The organism is Pantoea sp. SS70 (assembly GCF_029866845.1).
GTDB classification, from domain to species: Bacteria; Pseudomonadota; Gammaproteobacteria; order Enterobacterales; family Enterobacteriaceae; genus Pantoea; species Pantoea leporis.
On the sequence record NZ_CP117199.1, the window covers coordinates 390,586 to 416,268 of the forward strand.

Below are 25,683 nucleotides of genomic sequence, written 5' to 3' on the forward strand. Positions count from 1 at the left end.
CAGAGGAATTAACAATTCTGTGTGATATATAGTTTTACGAATAAATTATTCTCATACAGGAGTGTCTCATGCAGTTCGATCTGAGCCAGATGATCACCGAAGGTCGTAATCCCGCCAGCCACAACATTGATGAGCTGACCACCGAAGCGATGCTGCGGGTGATCAATGATGAAGACAAAAAAGTGGCGCTGGCGGTGGAAGCCATCGTGCCGCAGATTGCGCAGGTGGTGGATGCCATCACTCACGCCTTCAGCAAAGGCGGTCGCCTGATCTATTGCGGCGCAGGCACGTCGGGTCGTCTGGGGATTCTGGATGCCAGCGAATGTCCGCCGACCTTCGGCACGCCGCGCAGCCAGGTGGTTGGGCTAATTGCTGGCGGCCACACCGCAATTCTGCAGGCGGTAGAAAACGCCGAAGACAACGTGGAGCAGGGCGCGCAGGATCTGCGTGATATCAATTTCAACGCTAACGATGTGCTGGTCGGGATTGCCGCCAGCGGCCGCACGCCCTATGTATTGGGCGCGCTGGCGTATGCGCGTCAGCAAGGCGCATTTACCGCAGCGTTAACCTGTAATCCTAACAGCCCAATGTCGCAGGCCGCGGATGTGGCGTTGACCCCGGTGGTGGGCCCGGAAGTGGTCACCGGTTCTTCGCGCATGAAAGCCGGCACGGCGCAGAAGCTGGTGCTGAATATGCTCACCACCGGCGCGATGATTCGCAGCGGCAAGGTGTACGGCAATCTGATGGTCGATGTGGAAGCCACCAACCAGAAGCTGGTGCAGCGCCAGGTGAATATCGTCAAACAAGCCACCGACTGTGACGATGCTACCGCGCAGCAGGCGTTGGCGGCGTGTAATGGGCACTGTAAAACCGCTATTGTCATGGTGCTGGCGGGATTAACGGCCGATGAAGCGAAATCGCTGCTGAGTCAGAATCAGGGCTTCATTCGCAACGCTTTGCGTGACGCAGGAGCGCAATAATGGCGGCCATTACTGAGGATCTGGTGCGCGACATTTTGCTGGCGGTGGGCGGCGCCAATAATGTGGTGCAGTGCGGCAACTGCATGACGCGCCTGCGTCTGACACTAAACGATGCCGCGCGAGTGGATAGCGCCACACTCAAAACGCTGCCGGGCGTGCTGGGCGTGATCGACAGCGATGCGCAGCTGCAGATCGTGCTCGGTCCCGGTAAAGCGCAAACTGCAGCAGAGAAAATGCAGGCACTGCTTAATCAACAGGCGCCGGGCGATCTGCAGGCCATCGCCAGCGCGCAAAAGCAGCAGATGAAGGCGAAGCAGACCAGCGCATTGCACCGTTTTCTCTCCTGCTTCGCCACCATCTTTACGCCGCTGATCCCCGGTTTTATCGGTGCCGGCTTGCTGCTGGGTTTCGCCACGCTGATTGAGCAGATCTTCCACCTTAATCAGCCTGGCGATCATGCACGCTGGCTGCTGGATACCGTGGCGTACATGAAGGTGTTTGGCAAAGGGTTGTTCACCTTCCTGAGTATTTTGATTGGCTATAACGCGCAGAAAGCCTTTGGCGGTACCGGCGTCAACGGGGCCATTATCGCCTCGCTGTTTGTGCTCGGTTATATCCCTGACGCGAAGGTCGGTTATTACAGCGGGATGCAGGATTTCTTCGGCATGGTGATCGATCCGCGCGGCAATATTATTGGCGTGCTGCTGGCGGCAATATTTGGTGCCTGGATTGAGAAACAGCTGCGAAAAATCATTCCCGATAATCTCGATATGATCCTGACATCGTTGCTGACGTTATTAATTACCGGCGCGGTGACTTTCCTGGTGATTATGCCAATCGGCGGCGAATTATTTAAAGGCATGTCGTGGTTGTTCATTCATCTAAATAACAATCCGTTTGGTTGCGCTATTCTGGCCGGACTGTTTTTGATCGCGGTGATGTTTGGCATTCATCAAGGCTTTATTCCGGTCTATTTCGCGCTAATGGAAACCCAGGGCTTTAACTCGCTCTTCCCAATTCTGGCGATGGCCGGCGCCGGGCAGGTCGGCGCGTCACTGGCGTTATGGTGCAAAGCGGATAAAGACTCACTGCTGCGTAAACAGATCAAAGGCGCCATTGTGCCGGGCTTGCTCGGTGTCGGCGAACCACTGATTTATGGCGTCACGCTGCCGCGTCTGAAACCCTTTATCACCGCCTGTTTTGGCGGTGCGCTGGGCGGCTTCTTTATCGGGCTGGTGGCATGGCTGGGATTGCCAGTGGGAATGAACACCGTGTTTGGCCCTTCAGGATTAGTCACATTGCCGCTAATGACCTCATCGCAGGGCATTTTTGCCGGCATGGCGGTGTATCTCGCCGGGCTGATCGTGGCGTGGATTGGCGGGTTCGCCTTTACCTGGTGGGGCGGCACCCGCAATGTGGATTTAAGTTGAGTGAAGTACGGATTTCGACCAGGTCGGCATAAAGCGTGACCTGGTCTAACCGTGATCACGATCACGCTTTTAAACTCTCTCAAGTCGCTTAACCCGTCACAGCCACATTCACTGCTTAAGTACCGTTTGTAAGTAAAGCGTTAGCAAAAAATAAAGGTTTTATTAAGGAGATAGAAAGCCAGACCTAATATTTAAAATGGCCTCAAATTATTTAGAATATCCAACCTGCATCGCAATTAATTCCCCGAGATGACAATAGGTTACTCATAATTGTCTTTTGCACTCACCAGCGAAAAAGTCTATACCTAAAGCCAATTAATCTATAACAACAATTCCATCCCTTTTTTCACTGCACCGTATTTCTTCACACAGTTGTTCTCAAATTAGATTGCTACACGGGATTGGTCATTATCTGCCGCTTTATCCCCACGCGAAGAATTTAACGCTGTTGCAATAACAGCGCGGACGCTGCACGCCCACTGGAGGAAGTATGAGGTTTACATTAAATCCTATCGCATTAGGGATGTTGGCGGCGCAATTGCTGATCTATCCAGCAATGCAAAGTCAGGCTGTTACGTTGGGGACTTACACACCAGAAAATAATGACAACCAAACCGGTAAAATTACCGTCAGCAGCGGCAATGAAACTTTGACCGGCAATCAGGCATTCACGGCAGGAACGGATGGCGCGGTCACCACCACGCTCGGGCAAGTGGCGATCACCTCGGGATCGCAGTATCTCAATCAGGATCGCCTGGATCCCGGCCCGCAAAACTTTGCGATCACCACGCCCGATCCCGCGACCGGCACCAACAGCACATTCCAGGTATATAACTCCGCCAGTCTTGTCGCCTTAGCGCCCGTCACCAGCGCCACCAGCGTGCCGGATGTGCAGAACGTCAATGATGCGCAGTACATCGATGCGCGCGTTGCGGATGTTACCGGCGGTACGCTGGATGTGAATATCGGGCAGGCGAATGCGCTCAGCAGCGCCAGTACCAACAGCTGGACCATGGCTGCTAAACAGACACAGCTATTTGATGTGAGCGGCACCGGCACGGTGAACTGGAACAGCAATAACCGCATCAGCTTTTTCGGTGCCACCGCTACGCCGGACGGCGCGGGATCGGCTACCAGCAGCTATCAGGTGCAAAACCTCGCCACCTATAACGGCGCATTCAGCGTGCAGACGCTGGATGGCAAAAGCACCAGCTTTACCGTCACCAACGCCAGCCAGCTGCAAAGCTACAACAACTGGCTGATCGGTCAGCTGCAGGCGGGCAATCTTGATAAAACCCGTTATCTGCCTGAATTCAACAAAGCCGTCACCTTCACCAATGCCAACATCGTCTACAACGTTAGCGCCACGCCGCCAGACGAGGTGACGCAGGCGATCGGCAATCGCATTGTGATCAATGCCAATGGCGCGGACGCGAGGGTCAATCTGGCGGCGGGTAAAACGCTGGAAGTGGTGGGCGCGACGGGCGGTGCGATCAAAGCCTCCAACGGCGCGCAAGCGGTGATTGATGGCAAACTGGCGAGTCGCGGCAGCATCACCAATAACGGCACGGCGCTGGTGTTAACCGATAACAGCAGTGGAACCAATAATGGGGTAATTAACGGCGGCTTCCTCAATCGTCAGGATGGTACCGGCATTGGCTCGACCGGCTACGGTGCCAACGGCGTAGCCGTGCAAACCGGTAGCACCTTTAACAACAACGGCATCCTCAACCTCGCCACCACCGGCAGCAATTCACAGTATGGCGTGGCGGGCATCAATCTTGGCGTGTCCTCCACCGCCAATAACAGCGGCAATATCAACGTCGGCGTCAACGGTTCGAGCGCGCGCGGCACCGCGTCTGGCGTGTTACTGACCGACGCCACTTCCAGCTTCACCAATAACGCCAGCGGCAATATCTACATTGGTCGCGGACCGCAAAACAGCCTTGGTGAGGCGACGGCGGATACCGCGATGAACCAAAGCGGGTTGACCAGCGGTATCGCTCTGGTCGCCAACGGCAACGCGGTTAACAACGGCAACATTACCCTCGGCACGAGAACGCAGAACGCGGCGGGGATGTCAGCGACCGGTGCGAATAACGCCACCATGATCAACACCGGCGCCATCAATGTGAACGGTGCGGCTGCCACCATTCCGCGTGAAAACGTCGGCATGCTGGTGACCAACAGTGCCGGCAACATCAATAACGCGGGTACCATTAACCTGAATGGCGTGAACGGCACCGGCCTGAAAGTGCTGGCGACCAATGGCAACACCGCCAGCGCCACCTCAACTGGCACCATCAACGTGGCAGGCGGGGCCGATCCGGCCAGCGGCACGCGTAACTATGGCGTGTGGGTGGAAGGGCAAGGTGCAACTGGCACGGCGCAGGCCACCGTCGATGGCCCGATCAATCTCAGCGGCAATGGCGCGATCGGCGTGCATGCACGCGGCAATTCCACGGTGACCGTGGATCCGGCTGCCGTACCGACCTTTTCGAACGGCACCAATCAGATCGCCTTCTTCGCCTACGGCCCCAATGCGCTGATTAACGTGCTGGGCAACAATCCGTTTGATGTCACCACGCAGAACTCCACGCTGTTTCGTGTTGAGCAGGGCGCAGACTTCAACGGTAACGCCTTGTCGCTCACCGCGTCGGGTGCCGGTTCTACCGCCGTGCTCGGTAGCGGCGCAGGCACCGAAGTGAGCAGCGATGCGGCGGTGATCAACGTCAGCGGCAGCGGTGCCAATGGCATCACGGTGGAAGGGGGCGCAACGGGTATTATTGATGCCGCAACCACCATGAATCTCACCGGTAGCAACGCAATTGGCGCGATCGTTGACGGACAAAAACACGACATCTTTGGCAGAAACAGCGGCTCGCCGGTGACCAGCACCCGCCTGAACTCTGCGGCGTCATTGAATGCGTCGCAGAGTGGATTGACTGGTTATCTGGCCCGCAATCGCGCGCAGTTGACCAACAGCGGCGATATCACCTTCAGCGGCGCCAACGCCACCGGCATTCGCGTCGAGAGCGGTGCGACCGGCACCAACAGCGGCAATATCAACATCAACGATGGCGGTACCGGCATCGCGGTGAACAGCGGCAGCAGCACCTTTGCCACCACCGCCAATAACACCGGCACCATCAATGTTAATGGCGGCAGCACCACCAACCGCAGCCGAGGCGTCAGCGCCAGCGGCAATCGCGCGGTAGCCAACCTGAACGGTGGCACGCTGAATCTCAACGGCACCGGCGCGATTGGGGCGGAAGCGCTCAACGGTGCGCTGGTGAATATCGCCGCCGGTTCAGCGCCGGTATTCAATAACAGTGACCAAATTGCTTATCACGCGGCGGGCAGCGGATCGCGCATCAGCTCCGCCACCAACGCGTTAAATATCAACAGCAGCGGCTCAACCGGCTATCGCATTGATGACGGCGCGGCGCTGAGTTTCACCACGCCGACCACCCTCACCGCCAGCGCCAGCAGCAGCACCGGCGCGATTATCTCCGGCAGCGGCAGCAGCCTGAATAGCAGCAACGCCAACTTCACCGCCAGCGGCCAGGGCAGCACGGCGATCCGTGCTGAGGGCGGTGCGAACGCCACGCTCGATAGCGGCAGCAGCATCAACCTCAGCGGCAGCAACGCGGTCGGCGTGCTGATTAATAATCTGCGTACCGATTTGAGCAACGCGCTGGATGGCACGTCAGCGGCCACCCGCGTTACCAGCAACGGCAATGTGAGCGGCGCGGGCAATGGCGCGATGGGTTTTGATGTCACTAACGGCGCAGAGTTGGTCAACAACGGCAATGTGAACCTCACCGGCAGCAACAATATTGGGATCCGTTCGCGCGCCGGCAGCACGCTGACCAACAACGGCGTGGTCAACGTAGCCAACGGCACCGGGCTGGATGTCTCCGGCAGCGGCAGCACGCTGGCGAAAGGCGGCACCATCAATGTCGATAACGGTATCGCGGGCGTGCGCATCAGCGACGGCGCGCAGCTGGCGCTTACCGGCAGCGACACGGTGATCACCACGCGCGGCAATGCGCATGGCATTTTGCTGGATAGCGGTGCGTCCGCACTCAGCGCCAGCGACGCCACGGTGAACGTGCTGGGCAGCGGCAACGGCATCGAAAACCGCGCCGAACTAAGCAACGTTGGCCTGAGCAATCTCACCATTAACGTCGGTGACGGCAACGGGATTCGCACCGCCGTGCCATTTGATCCGGCTTCGACGGTGACCACCAACGTCTCCGGCAGCGGCAGCGGCCTGAATATCGCCAATGCCGATGGTTCCACCACCCGCGGCGATCTGACGTTGGGGTCGGGCTATCAATTTAATGTTACCGGCGCAGGCGGCACCGGTATCCGCGCCAATACCACCGGCAATGTCACCACCGCCGCCAACGTCAATATCGACAATGCGGCGGGCGGATCGGCGCTGGTCTCCAGCACGGCGGGCACCATCGTCAATACCGGCAACTTCACCTCCAACAGCCTGACGGCGCCGGTGGTGGATCTGCGCGGCGGTAAAACCATCTTCGAGAACCTCGGCAACATCATCACCGCCAATCCACAAACCGTGGCGGTAGCGGGCAGCAACGCCGATGACGAAATTCTGCTGACCGAAGGCGCGGTGCAGGGCGATATCAATCCGGGCGGCGGATCGGATCGGTTCCGCTGGACGGGCGGAACGCTCAACGGCAGCCTGACCATGGGCAACGACAACAACAACACGGCTGAAGTGAGCAAGGTCGATCTCGGCACCACCTACCATCTCACCAGCGGTAATGGCACCGGCAACACCTTGACCTTCAATCAGATTGGCGCGCGCGGCGGCAGCTTCAGCGCCGACGATCTCAGCAAAGGCGTTAATCTTGGCAGCGGCTGGAGCACCATCAACTTCGCCAATACCCAATGGACACTAACCGATAACCTGCAGCTGGCGCACAGCACCATCAATGTCGATGCGGATTCCACGCTGTATGCCGGCGATAACGTGCATCCGACGCTATCCGGCGGCACCGCCGATTCGCTGCTGGTGAACAACGCCGGTACGCTGGATCTCACCAACGGCGCGGGTTCACCGGGCAACACGCTGGATATTGCTGGCTCGCTGGCGTCGAGCGGCGGCCAGCTCAATCTGGTCACTAATCTCAACCAGGGTGGTGCGCTAAGCAATCAGTTCACTGACCACATTAACGTCACCGGCAATGCCAGCGGTACCACGCTGGTGAATGTGAAACTGGCGGATGCCAGCATCGGCGCACTCACCGATCTCAATCAAAATGGAGGGGTAGAGGGCAACGAAGGGATCTCGCTGGCGCAGGTAGGCGGTAATGCCAGCGCCAACAGCTTCGCGTTGAAGGATGGCTATCTCGGTGCCGGGCCGTGGCAATATCGGCTCTACACCTTTGCACCGGGCAGCAGCGATCCCAGCCAGCGTTTAGTCAGCGGCAGCGGCAATAACTATTGGGATTACCGTCTGGCGAACTACTACGTGTGTGAGGATAGCGCTAACTGTCAGCCGACCTTCGTCACCGATGCCTTTGGCACGCCGCAAAGCTACGATTCGCGTCCGGCGGTGGTGCCGCAGGTGCCATCTTATGTGTCGGCACCGGTTGGCCTGGCCTATTACACCTCGGCGATTATCGACGATCTGCATAAACGTCTTGGTGAACTGCGCCACGAGCAGACACGTCCGCAAGGCAACGGCGGCGAGATGTTCCTGCGCTATATCGGCTCGAACCTGAAGTACAAGAGCGATAAGAGTTTCCGCGACTTCGGTTATGACTTTGACCTCGATTACAGTGCGGTGCAGGTGGGCGGCAATCTGCTGCGACTCGATGGCGAGCAGGATAGCCTGCGCGGCGGTTTAGCCTATACGCGCGGTAATACGCGCATTCGTCCGCATGCGGCCGACGGTTACAGCAGCACCACTTTCGACAGCGACAGCCTGGCGTTTTACGGCACCTGGCAGCGTCAGAGCGGCTTCTATCTGGACGGTGTGTTGTCATTTGACTGGCATCGCGGCGAAACCGATATCGCCCGCACGCAAGAAGTAGCGAAGCTGAAAGGCCACGGCTGGACGGCATCGCTGGAGAGCGGCTATCCGTTTGCGTTGGGCGATGGCTACAAGCTTGAGCCGCAGGCGCAGCTGATGTACATGAAGCTGAATATGAATGATTTCACCGATAAAGACGGCAACAACGTGCGTTATGGCGACTATAACCAAACTATTGGTCGTCTCGGCGCGCGCCTCGATCGTACCTGGACCGACGACAGTAATCGTCAATACACCCCTTATCTGCGCGCGAACTACTACAAAGGTTGGGGCGGCAGCGCAGATACCTCGGTGTCATCGGTGGATAATCCGGCATTTGGCGCCACCTTCAGCAGCGGCAAGTTTGGACAGATGTGGGAAGTGGGCGCCGGCGGCACTGCAACCCTGCAGAAGGATGTTTCATTGTATGCGGAAGCGGATTATCGCAAAGAGATCGCTGGCAATGGTGCTAAAGGGTGGCGGTATAACGTGGGGGTCCGCTGGCAATTCTGATTTCCCTGCGCCCTTTGCGCCGCAGGTGCGTTGGCTGCGCTCGCTCACCCCGGTCACAGAGTTCACTCTGCTCCCGGGGATGAGCGAGCTTGCCGCCTTCCTGCGACACAAATGGCTTTGGGAAATCCCATCTCCCTGCGCCCTTTGCGCTGCAGGTGCGTTGGCTGCAACACAAATGGCTTTGAGACACTCCATTGCCCTTCGCCCTGCAGGTCTGATGAATGCGTTTAAATTAAAGATTGATTTGGTTTATTGTAAAACCCGGTTAATCGATGAGCTAAGTGAAAAAGTGTGAAAGCCGCTGCAAAGCGGCTTTTTTATTGCCCTGAATTTGAAACTGGTGCTAAAGCTCAAGCCGTACGATGCCGAAAAGATAAAAAAGTATTATCGATTGCTTCTTTTCGCCTGCGTATTGCAAGGACACACACATGCGTAACAACCAGCCCGTCACTCAGCGTGAATTCGCTTTTGACGATGACGCCACATTGATGTCGACTACCGATCTCAACAGCTACATCACCTATGCCAACGATGCCTTTATTGAAGTCAGTGGCTTCAGTCCGGAAGAGGTGAATGGCCAGCCACACAACATGGTGCGCCACCCGGATATGCCGCCGGAAGCCTTTGCCGATATGTGGGCGACCCTCAAACAGGGCGAGCCGTGGACGGCGCTGGTGAAAAACCGGCGTAAAAATGGCGATCACTATTGGGTGCGCGCCAACGCCATTCCGGTGGTGCGTGAAGGCAAGGTGCAGGGTTTTATGTCGGTGCGCACCAAGCCGTCGGTGGAGGAGGTTCGCCAGACCGAAGCGCTGTACCGCGACTTCCGCGAAGGGCGCGTCAAAGGACGCCGCTTCCATAAAGGCTTGATGGTCGGCACCGGCTGGCGTCGCCTGGGCTCGATCCTGAAAACTCTGCCGCTGCGCTGGCGCATCCGCTCAACCTTATTAACGTTGCTGCCGCTCTCGGTGATTGGCGTCTGGCTGCTGGACCTTGCACCTCTTGCCGTTGGCTGCTTTGCCGGCGGCATGGCGGGCCTTTTACTGCTGGCGAGTCTGTGGCTGGAGCAGCAAATTTCACGTCCGATGGAGCGCATGTGCCGTCAGGCATTGAGCGTGGCGACCGGCGCCAGCCATAAAGTGGAGCAGATCGATCGCGTTGATGAGATTGGCGTGACGCTGCGCGCCATCGGTCAGCTTGGTCTGATGTTCCGCTGGCTGGTGGATGATGTCAGCGGCCAGGCGATCAACGTGCTGAGCGCCAGCGATGCCATTGCGCGCAGCAACGACGAATTGAGCCGTCGCACCGAACAAGCAGCGGCTAACGTGCAGCAAACCGCCGCCACCATGAACGAAATGACCGCCACGGTGAAGAGCAACACCGATACCGCCAAAGAGGTCAATGGGCTGTCGGAAAACACCAGTCATGCGGCGATCAAAGGCGGCGAAGTGATGCAGGAGATGGTGGGCATGATGGCGGAGATCGCCGACAGCTCGAAGCGCATCGCCAACATCACCAGCGTGATTGACGGTATCGCTTTTCAGACCAATATTCTGGCGCTCAACGCCGCAGTGGAAGCCGCGCGCGCCGGTGAGCAGGGCAAAGGCTTTGCGGTGGTGGCCGGTGAAGTGCGCAATCTCGCACAACGCAGCGCCAAAGCCGCCAGCGAAATCAAACATCTGGTGGAAACCAGCGCCAGCCGCGTGCAATCGGGCAGCGATCACGCCGATGCGGCTGGGCACACCATGCAGGAGATTGTCGATCAGGTGCAGAATGTCACTGCGCTGATCGCGCAAATCAGCGGCGCGACCGCCGAGCAGGCCATCGCGCTGACGCAGGTCAGCACGGCGGTGGAAGATCTCGACGAAATCACCCATCAAAATGCCGCGCGCGTGGCGGAAAGCGCCGAAGCGTCCGGTCGCATGAAGCATCAGGCCAATCGTCTGGTGGAAGCGATCAGCGTGTTCCGTTAACGCATGTCGCGTTCGGCGCGCAGTGCGCCGGGTGGCGTGCCAACAATGCGTTTGAAGGCGCGGCTAAACGCCGCCAGCGAACCGTAACCGAGGTGGAAGGCAACGCTTTCCACCGCTTCGCCCTCGTTCACGATACGTTCCACCGCCAGCCGCATGCGCAGCTCGGTAAGATAGCGCAGCGGCGTCATGCCGGTTGCCGTCTGGAAGCGCGCGGCAAACACCGAGCGTGAACTGCCGGATTCGCGCGCCAGCCGCTCCACCGTCCAATTTTCGCCGGGTGCGCGATGCATCGCCGCCATCGCCAGGCTGAGACGCGGATCGCGCAGCGCCTGCACCAGGCCGCTGCCTTTGCCGCAGCCGTTCTCCACCCAGCCCCGCACAATTTGCGCCGCCACCACATCCGCCAGCCGCGACAAAATCCCGGCGAAACCGGCTTTGCGCTGCCGCGTTTCGCGCTCCATCGCATCGAGAATCGGCTGAATTTCCGGGTACTGCGCCAGCAGCGTACTCACCAGCATCACATCTGGCATGGTGTGCACCAGCGGCTGCATGCCGCCCAGTTCAAACGCCATGCAGGCGCTGAACAGAATCACATCGCTGTTATCCGGGCAAAGTTCGGTGCTGTCGTCGATGGCACAGACGCTGGCGCAAATCGGGCGGCTATTAAACGTCGAAATGGGTTCGCAAACGGCCTCTTCGCTGGAGATCAGCGCGTGCGGTTTGCCGTGCGGGATCAGCAGCGCATCGCCGGCCTGCAGCGGATAGATCACGCCTGACGCCGAGCGAATCAGTAACGATCCGCGCCCAACAAAATGCAGCTGCGCGCGACCAGGCGCGTCGTCATATTGCAGGCCAAAAGGCGCGTGCAGCGCGATACGCTGGTATTTGACGCCGTACAGGCGCATGCCCATCAGCAATTCACTGGTCAGATCTTCATAGCGGCTCATACCAATCCCAGACGAATAATCAAAAAACAAAGTTTCTGCATCATAGATCGTCTGATGAACAGTCACTATGCTTAACGCTAAATATTTTGTGATGGGGATCACAGATGAGCCTGGATACTGAAATAGTCGAAACACCGTTAGACGTGGATAAACCGGCGTGGGGCGCGGTGTTTGCCATGGCCTTTGGCGTGTTCGGCCTGATTACCGCAGAATTTCTGCCGGTAAGCTTGCTGACGCCGATTGCCGACACGCTACGCATCAGCGAAGGGCAGGCGGGACAAACCGTGACCGTGACTGCGCTGGTGGCGCTGCTCACCAGCCTGGTGATTGGCAACGTTACGCGCCAACTTGATCGTCGCGTGGTGATGCTGGCCTTTACGCTGCTGCTGATTGCCTCCGCGCTGCTGGTGGCCTTTGCCGAGAATCTGCCAATGATTCTGCTGGCCCGCGTGCTGCTGGGCGTGGCGATTGGCGGCTTCTGGACGCTCTCGACCGCGATTACCATGCGTCTGGTGCCGAGCGATCAGGTGCCGCGCGCGCTATCCATCGTGTTTAGCGGTATTTCGCTGGCGACCATTATTGCTGCGCCGCTCGGCAGCTATCTGGGCGGCATTATTGGCTGGCGTAACATCTTCATTCTGACCGCTGCATTAGGCGTGCTGGCGCTGCTGTGGCAGTTCTTCACCTTGCCCGCGATGCCGCCGATTAATAAAGCGCGCAGCGGTGGCGTGCTGGATCTGCTGCGTAAAAGCGTGATGCGCTGGGGCATGCTGGCGGTGATCATGATGTTTACCGGCCACTTCGCCTTCTTTACTTATCTGCGTCCGTTCCTCGAAGGCAGCGCGCAGCTGAACGTCAATCAGCTGTCGCTGGTGCTGCTGGCGTTTGGCGTGGCGAACTTCTTCGGTACTTCGCTGGCGGGATATCTGGTGACGCGTAGCGTATCGCTGACGTTAACCGCGATGGCGCTGGTGATGAGCGTGACCGCGCTGCTGCTGGTGAGTTTCGGCGAGGTGTCGTGGCTGGTCGCGGCGGGCGTGGCGCTGTGGGGCCTGGCGTTTGGTTCGATGCCAACCGGGTGGTCAACGTGGATCTCCCGCGCGGTGCCGGACGATGCGGAATCAGGCGGCGGTTTGCTGGTCGCCACCATTCAGCTGGCGATCACCGCCGGTGCCGCAGCCGGCGGCTGGATGTTTGATTTGCAAGGCGCCGGCGGCGTGTTCCTCGCCAGCGGCGTGCTGATGCTGCTGGCGGCCATCACCATCTTCACCCGCGTTCGTCATCACGGTTAACACCTATGCCATCCGTCGCGGCGCGATAAATCGCGCCGCGATAGCATTATGCGTTCTGGCTATCACAGCCATATATCCTGCCTTTTAATTAAATGTCAGATTTTTAACCCTTTGCACAAAGGTTAACCCAAACGTGCTTTTTATGTTCAAAATATTCGAATGACAACGGCAAATCTCTCCGCTTTTTACTGATCAATTCTGCGCCTATTATATCTCTCAACAAGGCGATGACGCCTTACTCAATCAAACGTACATTAAGGAATTGACCATGAAAACCATCAAAACTTTTGCTGCTGTTGTTGCTCTGACCGTTCTGCCATTCGCGAGCTTTGCGCAAAGCATCACTGCAACCGCTTCAACGCTGGATGGAGCAGAAGCGCAAATCGCTGCTCAGGCGCATGAAGCTGGTGCTTCGTATAAAGTGACCGAAGCCAACTTCAACAACGGCGTGCACATGACTGCTGAACTGACCAAATAAGTTGCATTAACGTTCTGTGCTGACAGGGTGCCTTCGGGCGCCCTGGCGGCGTTGGTAAGCCGATAAAATCCTGTCACTTTCCCTTCGAAATGATTACTATTCTCAAAAAGTAGCACCCTTCGTCGGCTCGCCTCGGGCTGTCTTTTTAACATTGGTTGTAATGTCGGGCTTTCACTTCACTGCCATCAGGCGGTGTTTTTGCTATGGAGAAGTTATGAAGGCGAATAAAAAATCGTGGGCGCTGCGTCCACTGCTGCTGGCAACAGCGCTGTTCTCAACCTCTGCGGTGATGGCGGCGGAGTCTCAGCCGTTGAACCAGGCGATCTCAAAAGGCGCTTACGAGTTGGCGTTCAGCAACAGCGATAATGCGCTGTTCCTGGCGACCGCGCAGAGTACCACCGACAAAAAAGGCGGCACCGTTTATCGTCTCGATCCGCAGGATCTGGCGGTAAAGCAAACCATCAACACCGATCTGCCGACCTTTGGCGCGGCGATCAACCAGAAAACCAACATTCTCTATTTCGGTAACACCCGCGATGCTGCACTGACTGCAGTGGATGCCACCAGCGGCAAGGTGATCAACACGCTGGTGCTGGATGGGCGTCAGCGCAGTGAAACCGTGCGTCCGCTGCAGCCGCGCCAGTTGGCGGTTGATCCGGCGACCGATCGAGTTTACATCACTGGCCTCGGTGAGCAGAGCGTGGTGTGGGTGGTGGATGGCAAAACCCTGCAACTGATCAGCACCGTGCCGAACACCGGCAAAATGGGCACCGGTTTAGCGATCGATTCTGCGGCGCAAAAACTGTACGTCACTAACTCCGATGGCGAACTGGTGACCATCAATACGCGCCTGAACGCGATTGAAAAGCGTCAGAAAATCGATGGCGACAAAGATCACTTCTTCCTCAATATCTCGCTGGATACCAAAGGCCATCGCGCCTTCCTCAGCGACTCAAAACAACCGCAGGTGCTGGTGCTGGATACCCGCACCCAGCAGGTGATCCACAAGATCGATGTGCCGGAATCGCTGGCGGTATTGTTTAATGCCGATCGTGATGAGCTGTACGTCACGCACCGTAAAGCGGGCGAAATCAGCATCATCGACGCCAGCAGTTACCAGGTAAAACGCACGGTGAAAGCGCCGGGCCTGCCAAACAGCCTGGCGCTTTCCGCCGATGGCAAAACCCTGTTTGTCAGCATCAAGCAGCCGGGTTCACGCAAAGAACCACCAAAAAATCCAGATAGCGTGCTGCGCATCGCTTTATAAGCGGTAATAGTCTGAATTAAAGGGCGGCTTGTGCCGCCCTTTGCATTTCCGCACTTCGCTGCGTCTATTCTTTACGCACATACGCTACCTTGTAGGACGACAACACCAAAGGAGAGGATGCAATGAGCCAGTTTTTTATGCATGAGAAAAACGATCTGGTTAACGAAGCCATCGAAGGGGTTTTGCTGAGTACGCCGTGGCACAACCTCAGTCGCCTCGATCTCGGTGATGAGATTCGCGTGGTGGTGCGTTTGGACTGGGATAAAAGCAAAGTGGCGCTGATCTCGGGCGGCGGTTCTGGCCATGAACCGGCGCATGCCGGATTTGTCGGCAAAGGCATGCTGACGGCGGCGGTGTGCGGCGATATTTTCGCCTCGCCGAGCGTCGATGCGGTGTTGAACGCCATTGTTAACGTCACCGGCGATGCCGGTTGCCTGCTGATTGTGAAGAACTATACCGGCGACCGTCTTAACTTCGGTCTGGCGGCAGAGAAAGCCAAAAACCTCGGCTACAAAGTTGAGCTGGTGATGGTGCAGGATGATATCGCGCTGCCGGAAAACCCGCAGCCGCGCGGTATCGCCGGGACTGTGCTGGTGCACAAAATCGCTGGCTTTGCGGCGGAGCAGGGACAATCGCTGGATGAGGTCAAAGCGCTGGCACAGCGTGCGATTGATGCCACATCGTCCATCGGTTTGGCTTTCGCCACTTGTCATGTGCCGGGCGAAAAACGCGATGAGCGCGTCGAGCCCGGGCACAGCGAGCTCGGCATGGGCATTCACGGCGAGCCGGGTGTAATCACGCTGGATACGCAAGACAGCCGCCAAATCACCAGCATCATGACCGATAAACTGGCGCAGGCGCTGCCGGACGGCAAGCAAGCGCTGTTGCTGATCAACAATCTCGGTGGCTTCTCGCAGCTGGAGCTGGCGCTGTTAACGCGTGAAGTGTTGCAGTCGCCGCTGGCGGCACGCATCACGCATCTGCTGGGGCCGGCAACGCTGGTCAGCGCGCTGGATATGAAAGGTTTTTCGCTGACGCTGCTGGCGCTGGAGGAGCCGTTCCTTGAAGCGTTAAACGCGCCGGTTCAGGTGCTGGGTTGGGTGCCGGTGTATGACTTTGCGCCGATCAGCCTGCAACGTGCAGAGAAAATCGGCAGCGTGCTGGATTTTGATGCCTCTGAGAATGCGGAGGTGGCGCGCATCGTCGCCAGCGTCACGCAGACGCTGATCGATCTGGAAAGCGAGCTGAACGCGCTGGATGCCAAAGTGGGCGATGGCGATACCGGCTCAACCTTTGCCGCCGGGGCGAAGAAAATTCAGCGCGGCCTGCAGGAAAAACAGCTGCCGCTGGATGAGCTGCCAACCTTGCTGGCGCTGATTGGCGAGCAGCTGGCGACGGTGATGGGGGGATCGAGCGGCGTGTTGATGTCAATTCTGTTCACCAGCGCCGGCCAGCAGCTGGAAGAGGGCAGCGCGCTGCCGCAGGCATTGATGCACGGTCTGGAGCGCATGAAACATTACGGCGGCGCGCAGCCGGGTCATCGTACGTTGGTGGATGCGCTGCAACCGGCGCTGGAAGCGTTAGTGGCGGGCGAGTCGCTGGCTGCGGCGGCAGAAGCGGCGCAGAAAGGCGCCGACGCCACTGCGCAGATGCAGAGCGCCAAAGCGGGGCGTTCCGCGTATCTGAACCAGCAGAGTCTGGATGGCGTGAAAGATCCGGGCGCGTATGCGATTGAGAAGGTGTTTACGGTGTTGGCGGGTTAAACAGAGTGCGCCTGGCCCCTCACCCTAACCCTCTCCCGCAAGCGGGAGAGGGGACTGACCGAGCACATATTTGACATTTGGCAGCGTCTCCCTCTCCGTGGGAGAGGGCCGGGGTGAGGGCACCAGCCGCACCGCACTACCACCTTACTCCGCGGCTTCGCGCATCATCTCTTCGTGTGGAATATCCTGCAAAATCTGCTCGAAACTGCGCAGACGTTTATAGATCGACATCAGCTCAACCAGCGTCGACCAAGAGGTAATGAGATACTGGAATGACGAACGCACCTGATCAAACACGTTAGTGATTTGGTTCATCATGCCCAACGTAATGGATGCGGTCACAATCGACGGTAACAGTAAAAACAGTCCGAACAGATTATCGACCTGCAGATAAAGAATGCGGGTGATATTAAAGTACAGATAGTGGAAATAGAGGCGGAAATAGTTATGGCGTACGCGGCTAAATAACTCTGCCACCGTTGGCGGAGCCGCCCGATCGGCATGATCCTCCCCGTACACCAGCTCTTTACGATAGGCCGCTTCAACCCGTTGATTGCGGAATTCCAGTCCGGGTAGCTTGATACCTACCAGCGCCAGTAAACCCGTACCAAAAATTGACCACAGCAGGGCGGCGATGACCAGCGCGTAAGGAAGATTGCCAAGAATTGGCACCTCTTTAACGTTGGGTGACAGTGCGACCAACACCGGCAGAAATGCCACCAGCGTCATGATCGCCTGAATAAAATTCACTCCCCAATCTTCCAGTGTGCCGGCGAAGCGCATGGTATCTTCCTGGACACGCTGCGCAGCACCTTCCACGTGGCGTAAGCGTTGCCAGTTATGCATGTAGTAGTTGTTCATCGCAGTACGCCAGCGGAATATCCAGTGGCTGATAAAGAAGGAGCTTATTACACCAATCACTACCGCGATCAGCGCGATACCGAGGAAAGCGGTGAGCTGATGGTAAAATTCCTCAATAGTGACGGCATTCGCCTTGCTCAGCGCTTTTTGGATCATATTGCCAAACGGATTGTACCAGGCATTGATCGCCACGCTCACCTGCACGCTAAACCAGGTAATGAAGATGATTAACGCAGCCCCCCAAACCGACCAGCGCTGCCACGGATGGTTATCAATCACGCGCCACGCCAGCGCAAAGAGGCCGGCAACGATCCAGTAATAGGCATAAAACCACAGTTGGCTGATGTGAATAAAACGGCTGGCATTGGTTGGCAAAGGTTCGTGCATCGCCGCCTGGAGTGCAGGCCAGCGCGCGGGGAAATCACTGAAAAAGCCAAACCAGGCAAAAATCGCGACTAAACTCCAAATCGCAGCTGAGCTGAAAAACAGCGTTGGCCGCGGAAAAAAGGACTTAAACATAGGCACTCCGCTGTTGTGTGTACGCTTTTATACCGCTTCAGACCTCTATCTGTCTGTTGTGGGTTGTATCAGACGATGTCAGTTTCGCCGCTGCGATGTAAAACGACAGCGGCAATTGTTAAGTAATTAGTGCGAATTTGTTTCTAGCAACTAAATTATCCACAGCAATGGTGTTACAATATTTGTACTGTTACCGGTAACAGTGCTGCTGTATCCCTTAAGCTATCAATAAAAAAACAATACAACGCAACTACTTAACTTTCATGCCGCATTATATGTGGTACTGAGGCAATGTCATGTCAGAACAAAAAAATGGTCACACTCGCAGGGATTTTCTGCTGAGAACCATCACCCTGGCGCCGGCAATGGCGGTGGGCAGTACGGCGATGGGCGCACTGGTGGCACCAATGGCCGCTGGGGCAGCAGAACAAAACGCATCACCACAACAGGCGCGTAGCTACCAGCCCACCTGGTTCACCGCCGAAGAGTTTGCCTTTATCACTGCGGCCGTGGCGCGCCTGATCCCCAACGACGAACGCGGTCCTGGCGCACTGGAAGCCGGCGTGCCGGAATTTATCGATCGTCAAATGAACACGCCGTATGCCACCGGTAACAACTGGTACATGCAAGGTCCGTTCAATCCCGATCTGCCAAAAGAGTTAGGTTATCAGCTGCCGCTGGTGCCGCAGCAGATCTACCGTCTCGGCCTCGCCGATGCCGATGGCTGGAGCAAAAAACAGCATGGCAAAGTGTTTGCCGAGCTGACGGGCGAACAGCAGGATGCGCTGCTGACCGCGTTTGAAAGCGGCACGGCCGAGTTCCCGCAGCTGCCGGCGAAAACCTTCTTCTCCTTCCTGCTGCAAAACACCCGCGAGGGCTATTTCAGCGATCCGATCCACGGTGGCAATCAAGGCATGGTGGGCTGGAAGCTGATTGGCTTCCCAGGCGCGCGCGCTGACTTTATGGATTGGGTGGAACGCGGTGAACGTTATCCGTTCCCGTCAGTGGATATTCGCGGGGAGAGGACGTAAGCGTGGCAAATGAATTGAAAAAAGTGGACGCGGTCGTGGTCGGTTTCGGCTGGGCGGGTGCCATCATGGCGAAAGAGCTGACCGAAGCGGGCCTGAATGTGGTGGCGCTGGAGCGCGGTCCGCATCGCGATACCTACCCGGATGGATCTTATCCGCAGTCGATTGACGAACTGACCTATAACATCCGCAAAAAGCTGTTCCAGGATCTGTCGAAAAGCACCGTAACGATTCGTCACGATGCCTCGCAAACCGCCGTACCTTATCGCCAGCTGGCAGCGTTTCTGCCCGGCACTGGCACCGGCGGCGCGGGTCTGCACTGGTCAGGCGTGCATTTCCGTGTTGACCCGGTAGAACTGAACCTGCGCAGCCATTACGAGCAGCGTTACGGTAAAAACTTCATCCCGGAAGGCATGACGATCCAGGATTTCGGCGTCAACTATGACGAGCTCGAACCCTTCTTCGATCAGGCCGAGAAAGTGTTCGGCACCTCGGGCAGCGCCTGGTCAATCAAAGGCAAACTGCTGGGCAAAGAGAAGGGCGGCAACCCGTACGCGCCAGATCGTTCCAGCGACTTCCCGCTGCCGGCGCAGAAGCGCACCTACTCGGCACAGCTGTTCGCGCAAGCGGCGGAATCAGTGGGTTATCACCCTTATGATATGCCGTCGGCCAACACCTCAGGCCCCTACACCAACACCTACGGCGCACAGATGGGCCCGTGCAACTTCTGCGGTTTCTGCAGCGGTTACGCCTGCTACATGTATTCCAAAGCCTCGCCGAACGTCAACATCCTGCCCGCGTTGCGTCAGGAACCGAAGTTCGAGCTGCGCAACAACGCCTACGTGCTGCGCGTTAATCTGACCGACGATAAAAAGCGCGCCACCGGCGTGACCTATCTCGATGGTCAGGGCCGCGAAGTGGTGCAGCCTGCGGATCTGGTGATCCTGTCGGCGTTCCAGTTCCACAACGTGCATCTGATGCTGCTCTCCGGCATCGGCAAGCCGTATAACCCGATTTCCAACGAAGGTGTGGTGGGGCGTAACTTCGCCTATCAGAACATCTCGACGCTGAAAGCGCTGTTCGACAAAAACACCACCACCAACCCGTTTATCGGTGCCGGTGGCGCAGGTGTGGCGGTGGACGATTTCAACGCCGACAACTTCGATCACGGTCCGCACGGTTTCGTGGGCGGTTCGCCATTCTGGGTGAACCAGGCCGGTACCAAGCCGATCTCGGGTTTGCCGACGCCGAAAGGCACGCCAAACTGGGGCAGCCAGTGGAAATCTGCGGTCGCGGATACCTACAACCATCACATCTCGATGGATGCGCACGGCGCGCACCAGTCGTATCGCGCCAACTATCTCGATCTCGATCCGAACTACAAAGATGCCTACGGCCAGCCGCTGCTGCGTATGACCTTTGACTGGCAGGATAACGACATCAAGATGGCGCAGTTCATGATCGGTAAGATGCGTAAAATCACCGAAGCGATGAACCCGAAAATGATCATCGGCGGCGCGAAAGGGCCGGGCTCGCACTTCGACACCACCGTGTATCAAACCACGCACATGAGCGGCGGCGCGATCATGGGTGAAGATCCGAAAACCAGCGCGGTGAACCGTTACCTGCAGAGCTGGGATGTGCCGAACGTGTTTGTGCCAGGTGCGTCGGCTTTCCCGCAGGGACTCGGCTACAACCCAACGGGCATGGTCGCCGCGTTGACCTATTGGTCAGCCAAAGCGATTCGTGAACAGTATCTGAAGAACCCCGGCCCGCTGGTACAGGCATAAGGAACACGGCGATGATTAAAAGCATTTTAGCCCTGTTTCTGGGCACCATGACGTTCGCCGCAGTGGCGGACGAAGCAGGTTCGGACGCGTTGGTGAAGCGCGGTGAGTATCTGGCGCGCGCGGGCGACTGCGTGGCGTGTCACAGCGCGCAGGGCGGCCAGCCGTTTGCCGGTGGACTGCCGATGGCGACGCCGATCGGCACCATTTACTCCACCAACATCACGCCGGATAAAACCACCGGGATTGGTGACTACAGCTACGACGATTTCCAGAAAGCGGTGCGTCACGGCGTAGCGAAAAACGGCGACACGCTTTATCCGGCGATGCCGTATCCGTCTTACGCGGTGGTCAGCGATGACGACATGAAGGCGCTCTACGCCTACTTCATGCACGGCGTTCAGCCGGTGGCGCAGGCCAACAAAGAGAGCGACATTCCGTGGCCGCTGTCGATGCGCTGGCCGTTGTCCATCTGGCGCGGCATCTTCGCGCCGGACGTGAAAGCGTTCCAGCCGGCGGCGCAGGAAGATCCGCAACTGGCACGCGGTCGCTATCTGGTGGAAGGTCTCGGTCACTGTGGCGCTTGCCATACGCCGCGTAGCATCACCATGCAGGAAAAAGCGCTCAACAACGGCGAAGGCAATAACTATCTCGCTGGCAGCAGCGCGCCGATTGATGGCTGGACCGCCAGCAACCTGCGTGGCGACAACCGCGATGGCTTAGGCCGCTGGAGCGAAGAGGATCTCAGGCAGTTCCTGCGCTTTGGCCGCAACGATCACACCGCCGTATTCGGTGGCATGACCGATGTGGTGCAGCACAGCCTGCAGTATCTGAGCGATGACGATATCAGCGCGATTGCTAAGTATTTGAAATCATTAGGCGCGAAAGATCCGAATCAGGCGGTGTTTAAGCAGGATGATGCGGTGTCTCAGGCGTTGTGGAAAGGTGACGACAGCCAGCCGGGCGCATCGACGTATGTCGATAGCTGTGCGGCGTGCCACAAAACCGACGGCAGCGGCTATCAGCGCTTCTATCCGGCGCTGCGCGGCAATCCGGTGGTGATGGCAGACGATCCGACCTCGCTGATTCACATCGTATTGGTCGGCGGCACTTTGCCGGGCGTGAAAGGCGCACCTACGGCGATCACCATGCCAGCGTTCGGCTGGCGTCTGAACGATCAGCAGGTGGCGGATGTGGTGAACTTTATCCGTGGCAGCTGGGGCAATGGCGTGAAGTCGAGCGTGTCGGCGAAAGATGTGGCCGAGTTGCGTAAAGACGAAACCGTGCAGCCGAAGCAGGGTAATGCGGATATTAAGGTGTTGGAAGGGCAGTAACCCGTTGTGTGCTCGCTGTCCCCTATACCGTGCTCGCTGTCCCCCTCCTCGGTCCTCCCCCATTAATGGGGGAGGAAGATGCTGCTATATGGTAGTTCTGAAGCTGCATGTGGCAGCGTCTCCTTCCCCCGCTAGCGGGGGAAGGCCGGGATGGGGGACAGCCAGCACGATCTGGGGCAGCCAGCACGATCCGGGACAGCCAGCACGCTCAACCCTCAAATATTCTCCAAATCCATCCCACGGGTTTTCGGCCCGTAAATCCCCACCGACAGCATCACAATCAGCATGCTCAGCACGATAAAGGCGATCACGCCCTGGCTGCCGGCGTATTGCAAAATAAAGCCAATCAAAATGCTGCTGAACACCGTCGACAGGCGGCTAAACGAGTAGCAGAAACCCACCGCGCGGGCGCGAATGTGCGTCGGGAAAATCTCGGTCTGATAAGCGTGATAGCTGAAGGTTAGCCATGCGTTGCTGTAAGTGATCAGGAAACCACAGATGATCATCAGCACCGGATGGGTCATAAACGCAAACAGCGTGCCGAACACCACCGTCATCAGCGATGAAAACACGATCTGCCATTTATTCTCGAGCTTATCGGCGTAGCGGCTGCAAATCAGCGAGCCGAGCGGGTAGGCCAGCGTAATGAAAAACGCATACAGCAGGCTGTGCGTGACGGTGGCGCCTTTGCCCGACAGCAGCGCTGGCAGCCAGTTGCCGAAGCCAAAAAAGCCAATCGCCTGAAAGAAGTTCATCACTACCAGCATCAGCGTGCGCTGGCGATAGGCCGGTGCCCAAATCTCGCTGAAACGCCCTTGCTTAGGTTGCTCAGGTGCGAACTGTCCCCCATCCCGGCCTTCCTCCGCAACAGGGGGAAGGGGAGAAGCGATACCACAGCGCTTTTCCATCGCACTCAGCACCTGATGCGCTTCCTGATGCCGTCCTTGTTGCGCCAGCCAGCGCGCCGATTCGGGCAGGTTTTTGCGAATCAGCCAGATCACCAGCGAGCAGACCGCACCGGCGATCACCACCCAGCGCCAGCCTTCAAGGCTGAGAATGGTTTGCGGCACCAGCCACCACGACATTAGCGCCACCGTCGGCACCGACAGAAACTGGATAAAGAAGGAGAAGGCGAACGCGCGGCTGCGCAGATGCGCCGGTACCCATTCGGAGAGATAGGTATCGATGGTCACCAGCTCGACGCCGAGGCCAATGCCGACCAGGAAGCGGAACAGGATAATCATCTCTGCGCTCTGCTGGAACGCCATCAGCAGCGAAAACGCGCCGTACCACGCCAGCGCGCACATAAAGGTCAGGCGGCGACCAAAACGGTCGGCGTAGGGCGCAAGCAAACTCGCGCCGACAAACAGGCCGAGGAAAGTAGCGGAGGCAAATGCGGCCTGATCGGCGATGCCGAACACGCCCGCAGAACCGGTATGAAACACGCCCGCCGCCACCAGGCCGGAGCTGATATAGCCGGTTTCAAACAGATCGTAGAGCTCAAAGAAGCCGCCCAGCGCCAGCAGCGTGATAAAGCGCCACAGGCCGGCGGACGAGGGCAGCGCATCAATGCGCCCGGCTAAGGTGCGGCGATCCGCGCTCATGTGATCGTTCGCCATCCCTGTCGACGTGATGGTTGTCATTATTATGTATACCTCGGTGTTTGCAGAACCCGCTGACGGCTGAGATGGGTTTTAAAAATAATTAACCGTTAGCAAGCGAAGGAATAGCAGGATAATAAATTCGCTGAGAGTTGCCGAGAGGCAGGACGGTGACATTTTGGCAACATACGTTGCAGTTCACAGAAAAGTGATCGCCATCCGTGGCGCAGGTTTAGTGCAGGCTTGGGTAGACGCCGGGACCGATCGGTAAACCGAGCGCGTACCACGCCAGCAGCAGCACAATCCAGGTGGTGAAGAACACCAGCGGATAGGGGAAGATCAGCACGTAATAGGTGCCCAGTTGCGCATCTTTTTGATAACGCTGCAGGAAGCCGAGGAACAGCGGCAGGAACGGCGACATCGGTGCCAGCGGCAACACCGCAGAATCGGCGATGCGGAAGATCATCTGAGCAAACGCCGGATGGAAGCCAAGCAGCATAAACATCGGCACAAATACCGGCGCCAGAATCGACCAGATCGCCGATCCGCTGGCGATAAACATGCACAGGAACGCCGACAGGAACATCAAGCCCATAAACGCCGGTGCGCCGCTGATGCCCGCGCTCTCCAGCACATCGGTCAGGCCGATGGCCATGAACTTGCCCATGTTGCTCCAGTTGAAGAAGGCCACGAACTGCGACAGCGGAAACACCATCACAATAAAGCCCGCCATGCTCTTCATCGGATCCACCAGCAGCTGCGGGATATCATCCGCGCGGCGAATCTGCTTGGTTACCGCGCCATAGGCAATCGCCACCACAAAGAAGAACAGGATGATGATTGGCACAATGCCCTGAATAAACGGCGACGGAATAATGCCGCCGGTTTTCGGATTGCGCAGCGGCGCGTGTTCCGGCACCACCAGCAGCGCCATCAGCGCGATAAACACCAATGCGGCGATGCCGGCGGCTTTCAGGCCGCGATTCTCCAGTGCGGTGAGCGGCGGCAGACGATCGCTATTGCCGCCGTTCCACGCGGGCAGGCGCGGCTCGACAAATTTGTCGGTCAGCAGCGCACCGGCGATGGTCAGCACAATCACCGAGCTGGCCATAAAGTACCAGTTGTCGATCACGCTAACGTGTACGGTGTCGCTCACCGCTTTGGCGGCTTCGCTACTGATGCCGGACAGCAGCACGTCGGTGGTGACAATCAGCAGGTTGGCGGTAAAACCGGACGCCACGCCCGCAATCGCCGCCATCAATCCCGCCACCGGATGACGCCCCACCGCGAGGAAGATCAGCGCGCCGAGCGGCGGCATTACCACCAGCGCGGCATCGGAGGAGATGTGGCTGAAGAAGGCGATAAACAGCACCATGTAGCTGGCGTAGCGACGGCTCACGCGCGAAGCCATCTTCACCATCAGCGACTGCAGCAGGCCGACTTTTTCCGCCAGGCCGGCACCAATCACCAGCGCCAGAATCGATCCCAACGGCGTGAAGCCGCTGAAGTTTTTGATGATATTGGGCAGGATCCATTGAATCCCTGCCACGCTCAGCAGGTTATTCACCCGCACCAGCTCGCCGTTGGCCGGGTTTTTCACCGCCACGTCGAGGCTGCTGAGCACGGCGGTGGCCACCATCAGCACCACAATCAAATAGACAAACAGTAAAAACGGGTTCGGCACTTTGTTGCCGACGCGTTCAATCCAGCTGAACAGCTTTCCAGGGCTGCGGTTCTCCGTTGTTATTTCCATGGCAGGTCCTCATCAGTCGTCTTATTGTGTTTGCATGCCCGCTGAGGGCTATATTTTTTTATGTTTGGTCTTACAAATTTGCACATACCGTAGCGGCGCAATTCATTG

At 57.7% G+C, this 25,683-nt stretch carries 16 protein-coding genes; 12 read left to right on the top strand and 4 right to left on the bottom strand.

Annotated elements, in window-relative coordinates:
* Positions 1–68 precede the first annotated feature (68 nt).
* From murQ to PO881_RS01770, 5 genes are all read left to right on the top strand, one after another.
* Positions 69–980, top strand: coding sequence for an N-acetylmuramic acid 6-phosphate etherase (murQ, locus tag PO881_RS01750; RefSeq protein ID WP_277974407.1), 912 nt, complete (start codon positions 69–71; stop codon positions 978–980).
* Entirely contained in the window at positions 980–2,410 is a 1,431-nt protein-coding gene (murP, locus tag PO881_RS01755; protein WP_101763038.1) for a PTS N-acetylmuramic acid transporter subunit IIBC, read from the top strand. Before murQ ends, murP begins: the two co-directional genes overlap by 1 nt.
* A 490-nt stretch (positions 2,411–2,900) precedes the next feature.
* Complete coding sequence (locus PO881_RS01760; RefSeq protein ID WP_280172351.1) at positions 2,901–8,972, top strand: autotransporter outer membrane beta-barrel domain-containing protein; 6,072 nt, start codon at positions 2,901–2,903, stop codon at positions 8,970–8,972.
* A 79-nt stretch (positions 8,973–9,051) separates the two neighbouring features.
* Positions 9,052–9,267, top strand: coding sequence for a hypothetical protein (locus PO881_RS01765; protein ID WP_280172352.1), 216 nt, complete (start codon positions 9,052–9,054; stop codon positions 9,265–9,267).
* 133 nt (positions 9,268–9,400) lie between these two features.
* Positions 9,401–10,945, top strand: coding sequence for a PAS domain-containing methyl-accepting chemotaxis protein (locus PO881_RS01770; RefSeq protein ID WP_280172353.1), 1,545 nt, complete (start codon positions 9,401–9,403; stop codon positions 10,943–10,945).
* On the opposite strand, the gene PO881_RS01775 is transcribed toward PO881_RS01770, so the two are convergent.
* Positions 10,942–11,892 carry an AraC family transcriptional regulator gene (locus PO881_RS01775; RefSeq protein ID WP_101763127.1) on the bottom strand — a complete coding sequence of 317 codons (951 nt, stop codon included), beginning with the start codon at positions 11,890–11,892 and terminating at the stop codon, positions 10,942–10,944. The two genes, PO881_RS01770 and PO881_RS01775, sit on opposite strands and share 4 nt — an antisense overlap.
* 104 nt (positions 11,893–11,996) lie before the next feature.
* Between PO881_RS01775 and PO881_RS01780 the strand changes: the two genes are divergently transcribed.
* The 4 genes from PO881_RS01780 to PO881_RS01795 all read left to right on the top strand — a co-directional run bounded on the left by PO881_RS01780 (position 11,997) and on the right by PO881_RS01795 (position 16,692).
* Positions 11,997–13,184: an MFS transporter gene (locus tag PO881_RS01780; RefSeq protein ID WP_101763035.1), complete on the top strand. Its 1,188-nt coding sequence runs from the start codon at positions 11,997–11,999 to the stop codon at positions 13,182–13,184.
* Positions 13,185–13,452: 268 nt separating this feature from the next.
* Entirely contained in the window at positions 13,453–13,662 is a 210-nt protein-coding gene (locus PO881_RS01785) for a DUF1471 domain-containing protein (RefSeq protein WP_192412651.1), read from the top strand.
* A 214-nt stretch (positions 13,663–13,876) separates the two neighbouring features.
* Positions 13,877–14,929 carry a YncE family protein gene (locus tag PO881_RS01790; protein ID WP_192412649.1) on the top strand — a complete coding sequence of 351 codons (1,053 nt, stop codon included), beginning with the start codon at positions 13,877–13,879 and terminating at the stop codon, positions 14,927–14,929.
* 122 nt (positions 14,930–15,051) lie between these two features.
* Positions 15,052–16,692: a dihydroxyacetone kinase subunit DhaK gene (locus tag PO881_RS01795; protein WP_280172354.1), complete on the top strand. Its 1,641-nt coding sequence runs from the start codon at positions 15,052–15,054 to the stop codon at positions 16,690–16,692.
* 144 nt (positions 16,693–16,836) lie between these two features.
* Here the strand turns inward: PO881_RS01795 and sbmA are convergent, their stop codons facing one another.
* Positions 16,837–18,072 carry a peptide antibiotic transporter SbmA gene (gene sbmA, locus PO881_RS01800; RefSeq protein ID WP_280172355.1) on the bottom strand — a complete coding sequence of 412 codons (1,236 nt, stop codon included), beginning with the start codon at positions 18,070–18,072 and terminating at the stop codon, positions 16,837–16,839.
* A gap of 296 nt (positions 18,073–18,368) precedes the next feature.
* On the opposite strand from sbmA, the gene PO881_RS01805 reads away from it, so the two are divergent.
* From PO881_RS01805 to PO881_RS01815, 3 genes are read left to right on the top strand one after another with little or no spacing between them, the layout of a single operon-like run.
* Positions 18,369–19,103: a gluconate 2-dehydrogenase subunit 3 family protein gene (locus PO881_RS01805; RefSeq protein WP_101762365.1), complete on the top strand. Its 735-nt coding sequence runs from the start codon at positions 18,369–18,371 to the stop codon at positions 19,101–19,103.
* Positions 19,104–19,105: 2 nt separating this feature from the next.
* The gene (locus PO881_RS01810; RefSeq protein ID WP_101762364.1) at positions 19,106–20,890 is read left to right on the top strand and encodes a GMC family oxidoreductase; all 1,785 of its coding nucleotides are present in this window, start codon (positions 19,106–19,108) and stop codon (positions 20,888–20,890) included.
* 11 nt (positions 20,891–20,901) lie between these two features.
* Positions 20,902–22,221: a cytochrome c gene (locus PO881_RS01815; protein ID WP_101762363.1), complete on the top strand. Its 1,320-nt coding sequence runs from the start codon at positions 20,902–20,904 to the stop codon at positions 22,219–22,221.
* A gap of 215 nt (positions 22,222–22,436) precedes the next feature.
* On the opposite strand, the gene PO881_RS01820 is transcribed toward PO881_RS01815, so the two are convergent.
* Both PO881_RS01820 and abgT read right to left on the bottom strand, forming a co-directional pair.
* Complete coding sequence (locus PO881_RS01820; protein ID WP_280172356.1) at positions 22,437–23,864, bottom strand: MFS transporter; 1,428 nt, start codon at positions 23,862–23,864, stop codon at positions 22,437–22,439.
* Between the two features lie 190 nt (positions 23,865–24,054).
* Complete coding sequence (abgT, locus tag PO881_RS01825) at positions 24,055–25,575, bottom strand: p-aminobenzoyl-glutamate transporter (RefSeq protein ID WP_192235968.1); 1,521 nt, start codon at positions 25,573–25,575, stop codon at positions 24,055–24,057.
* Positions 25,576–25,683: the final 108 nt, after the last annotated feature.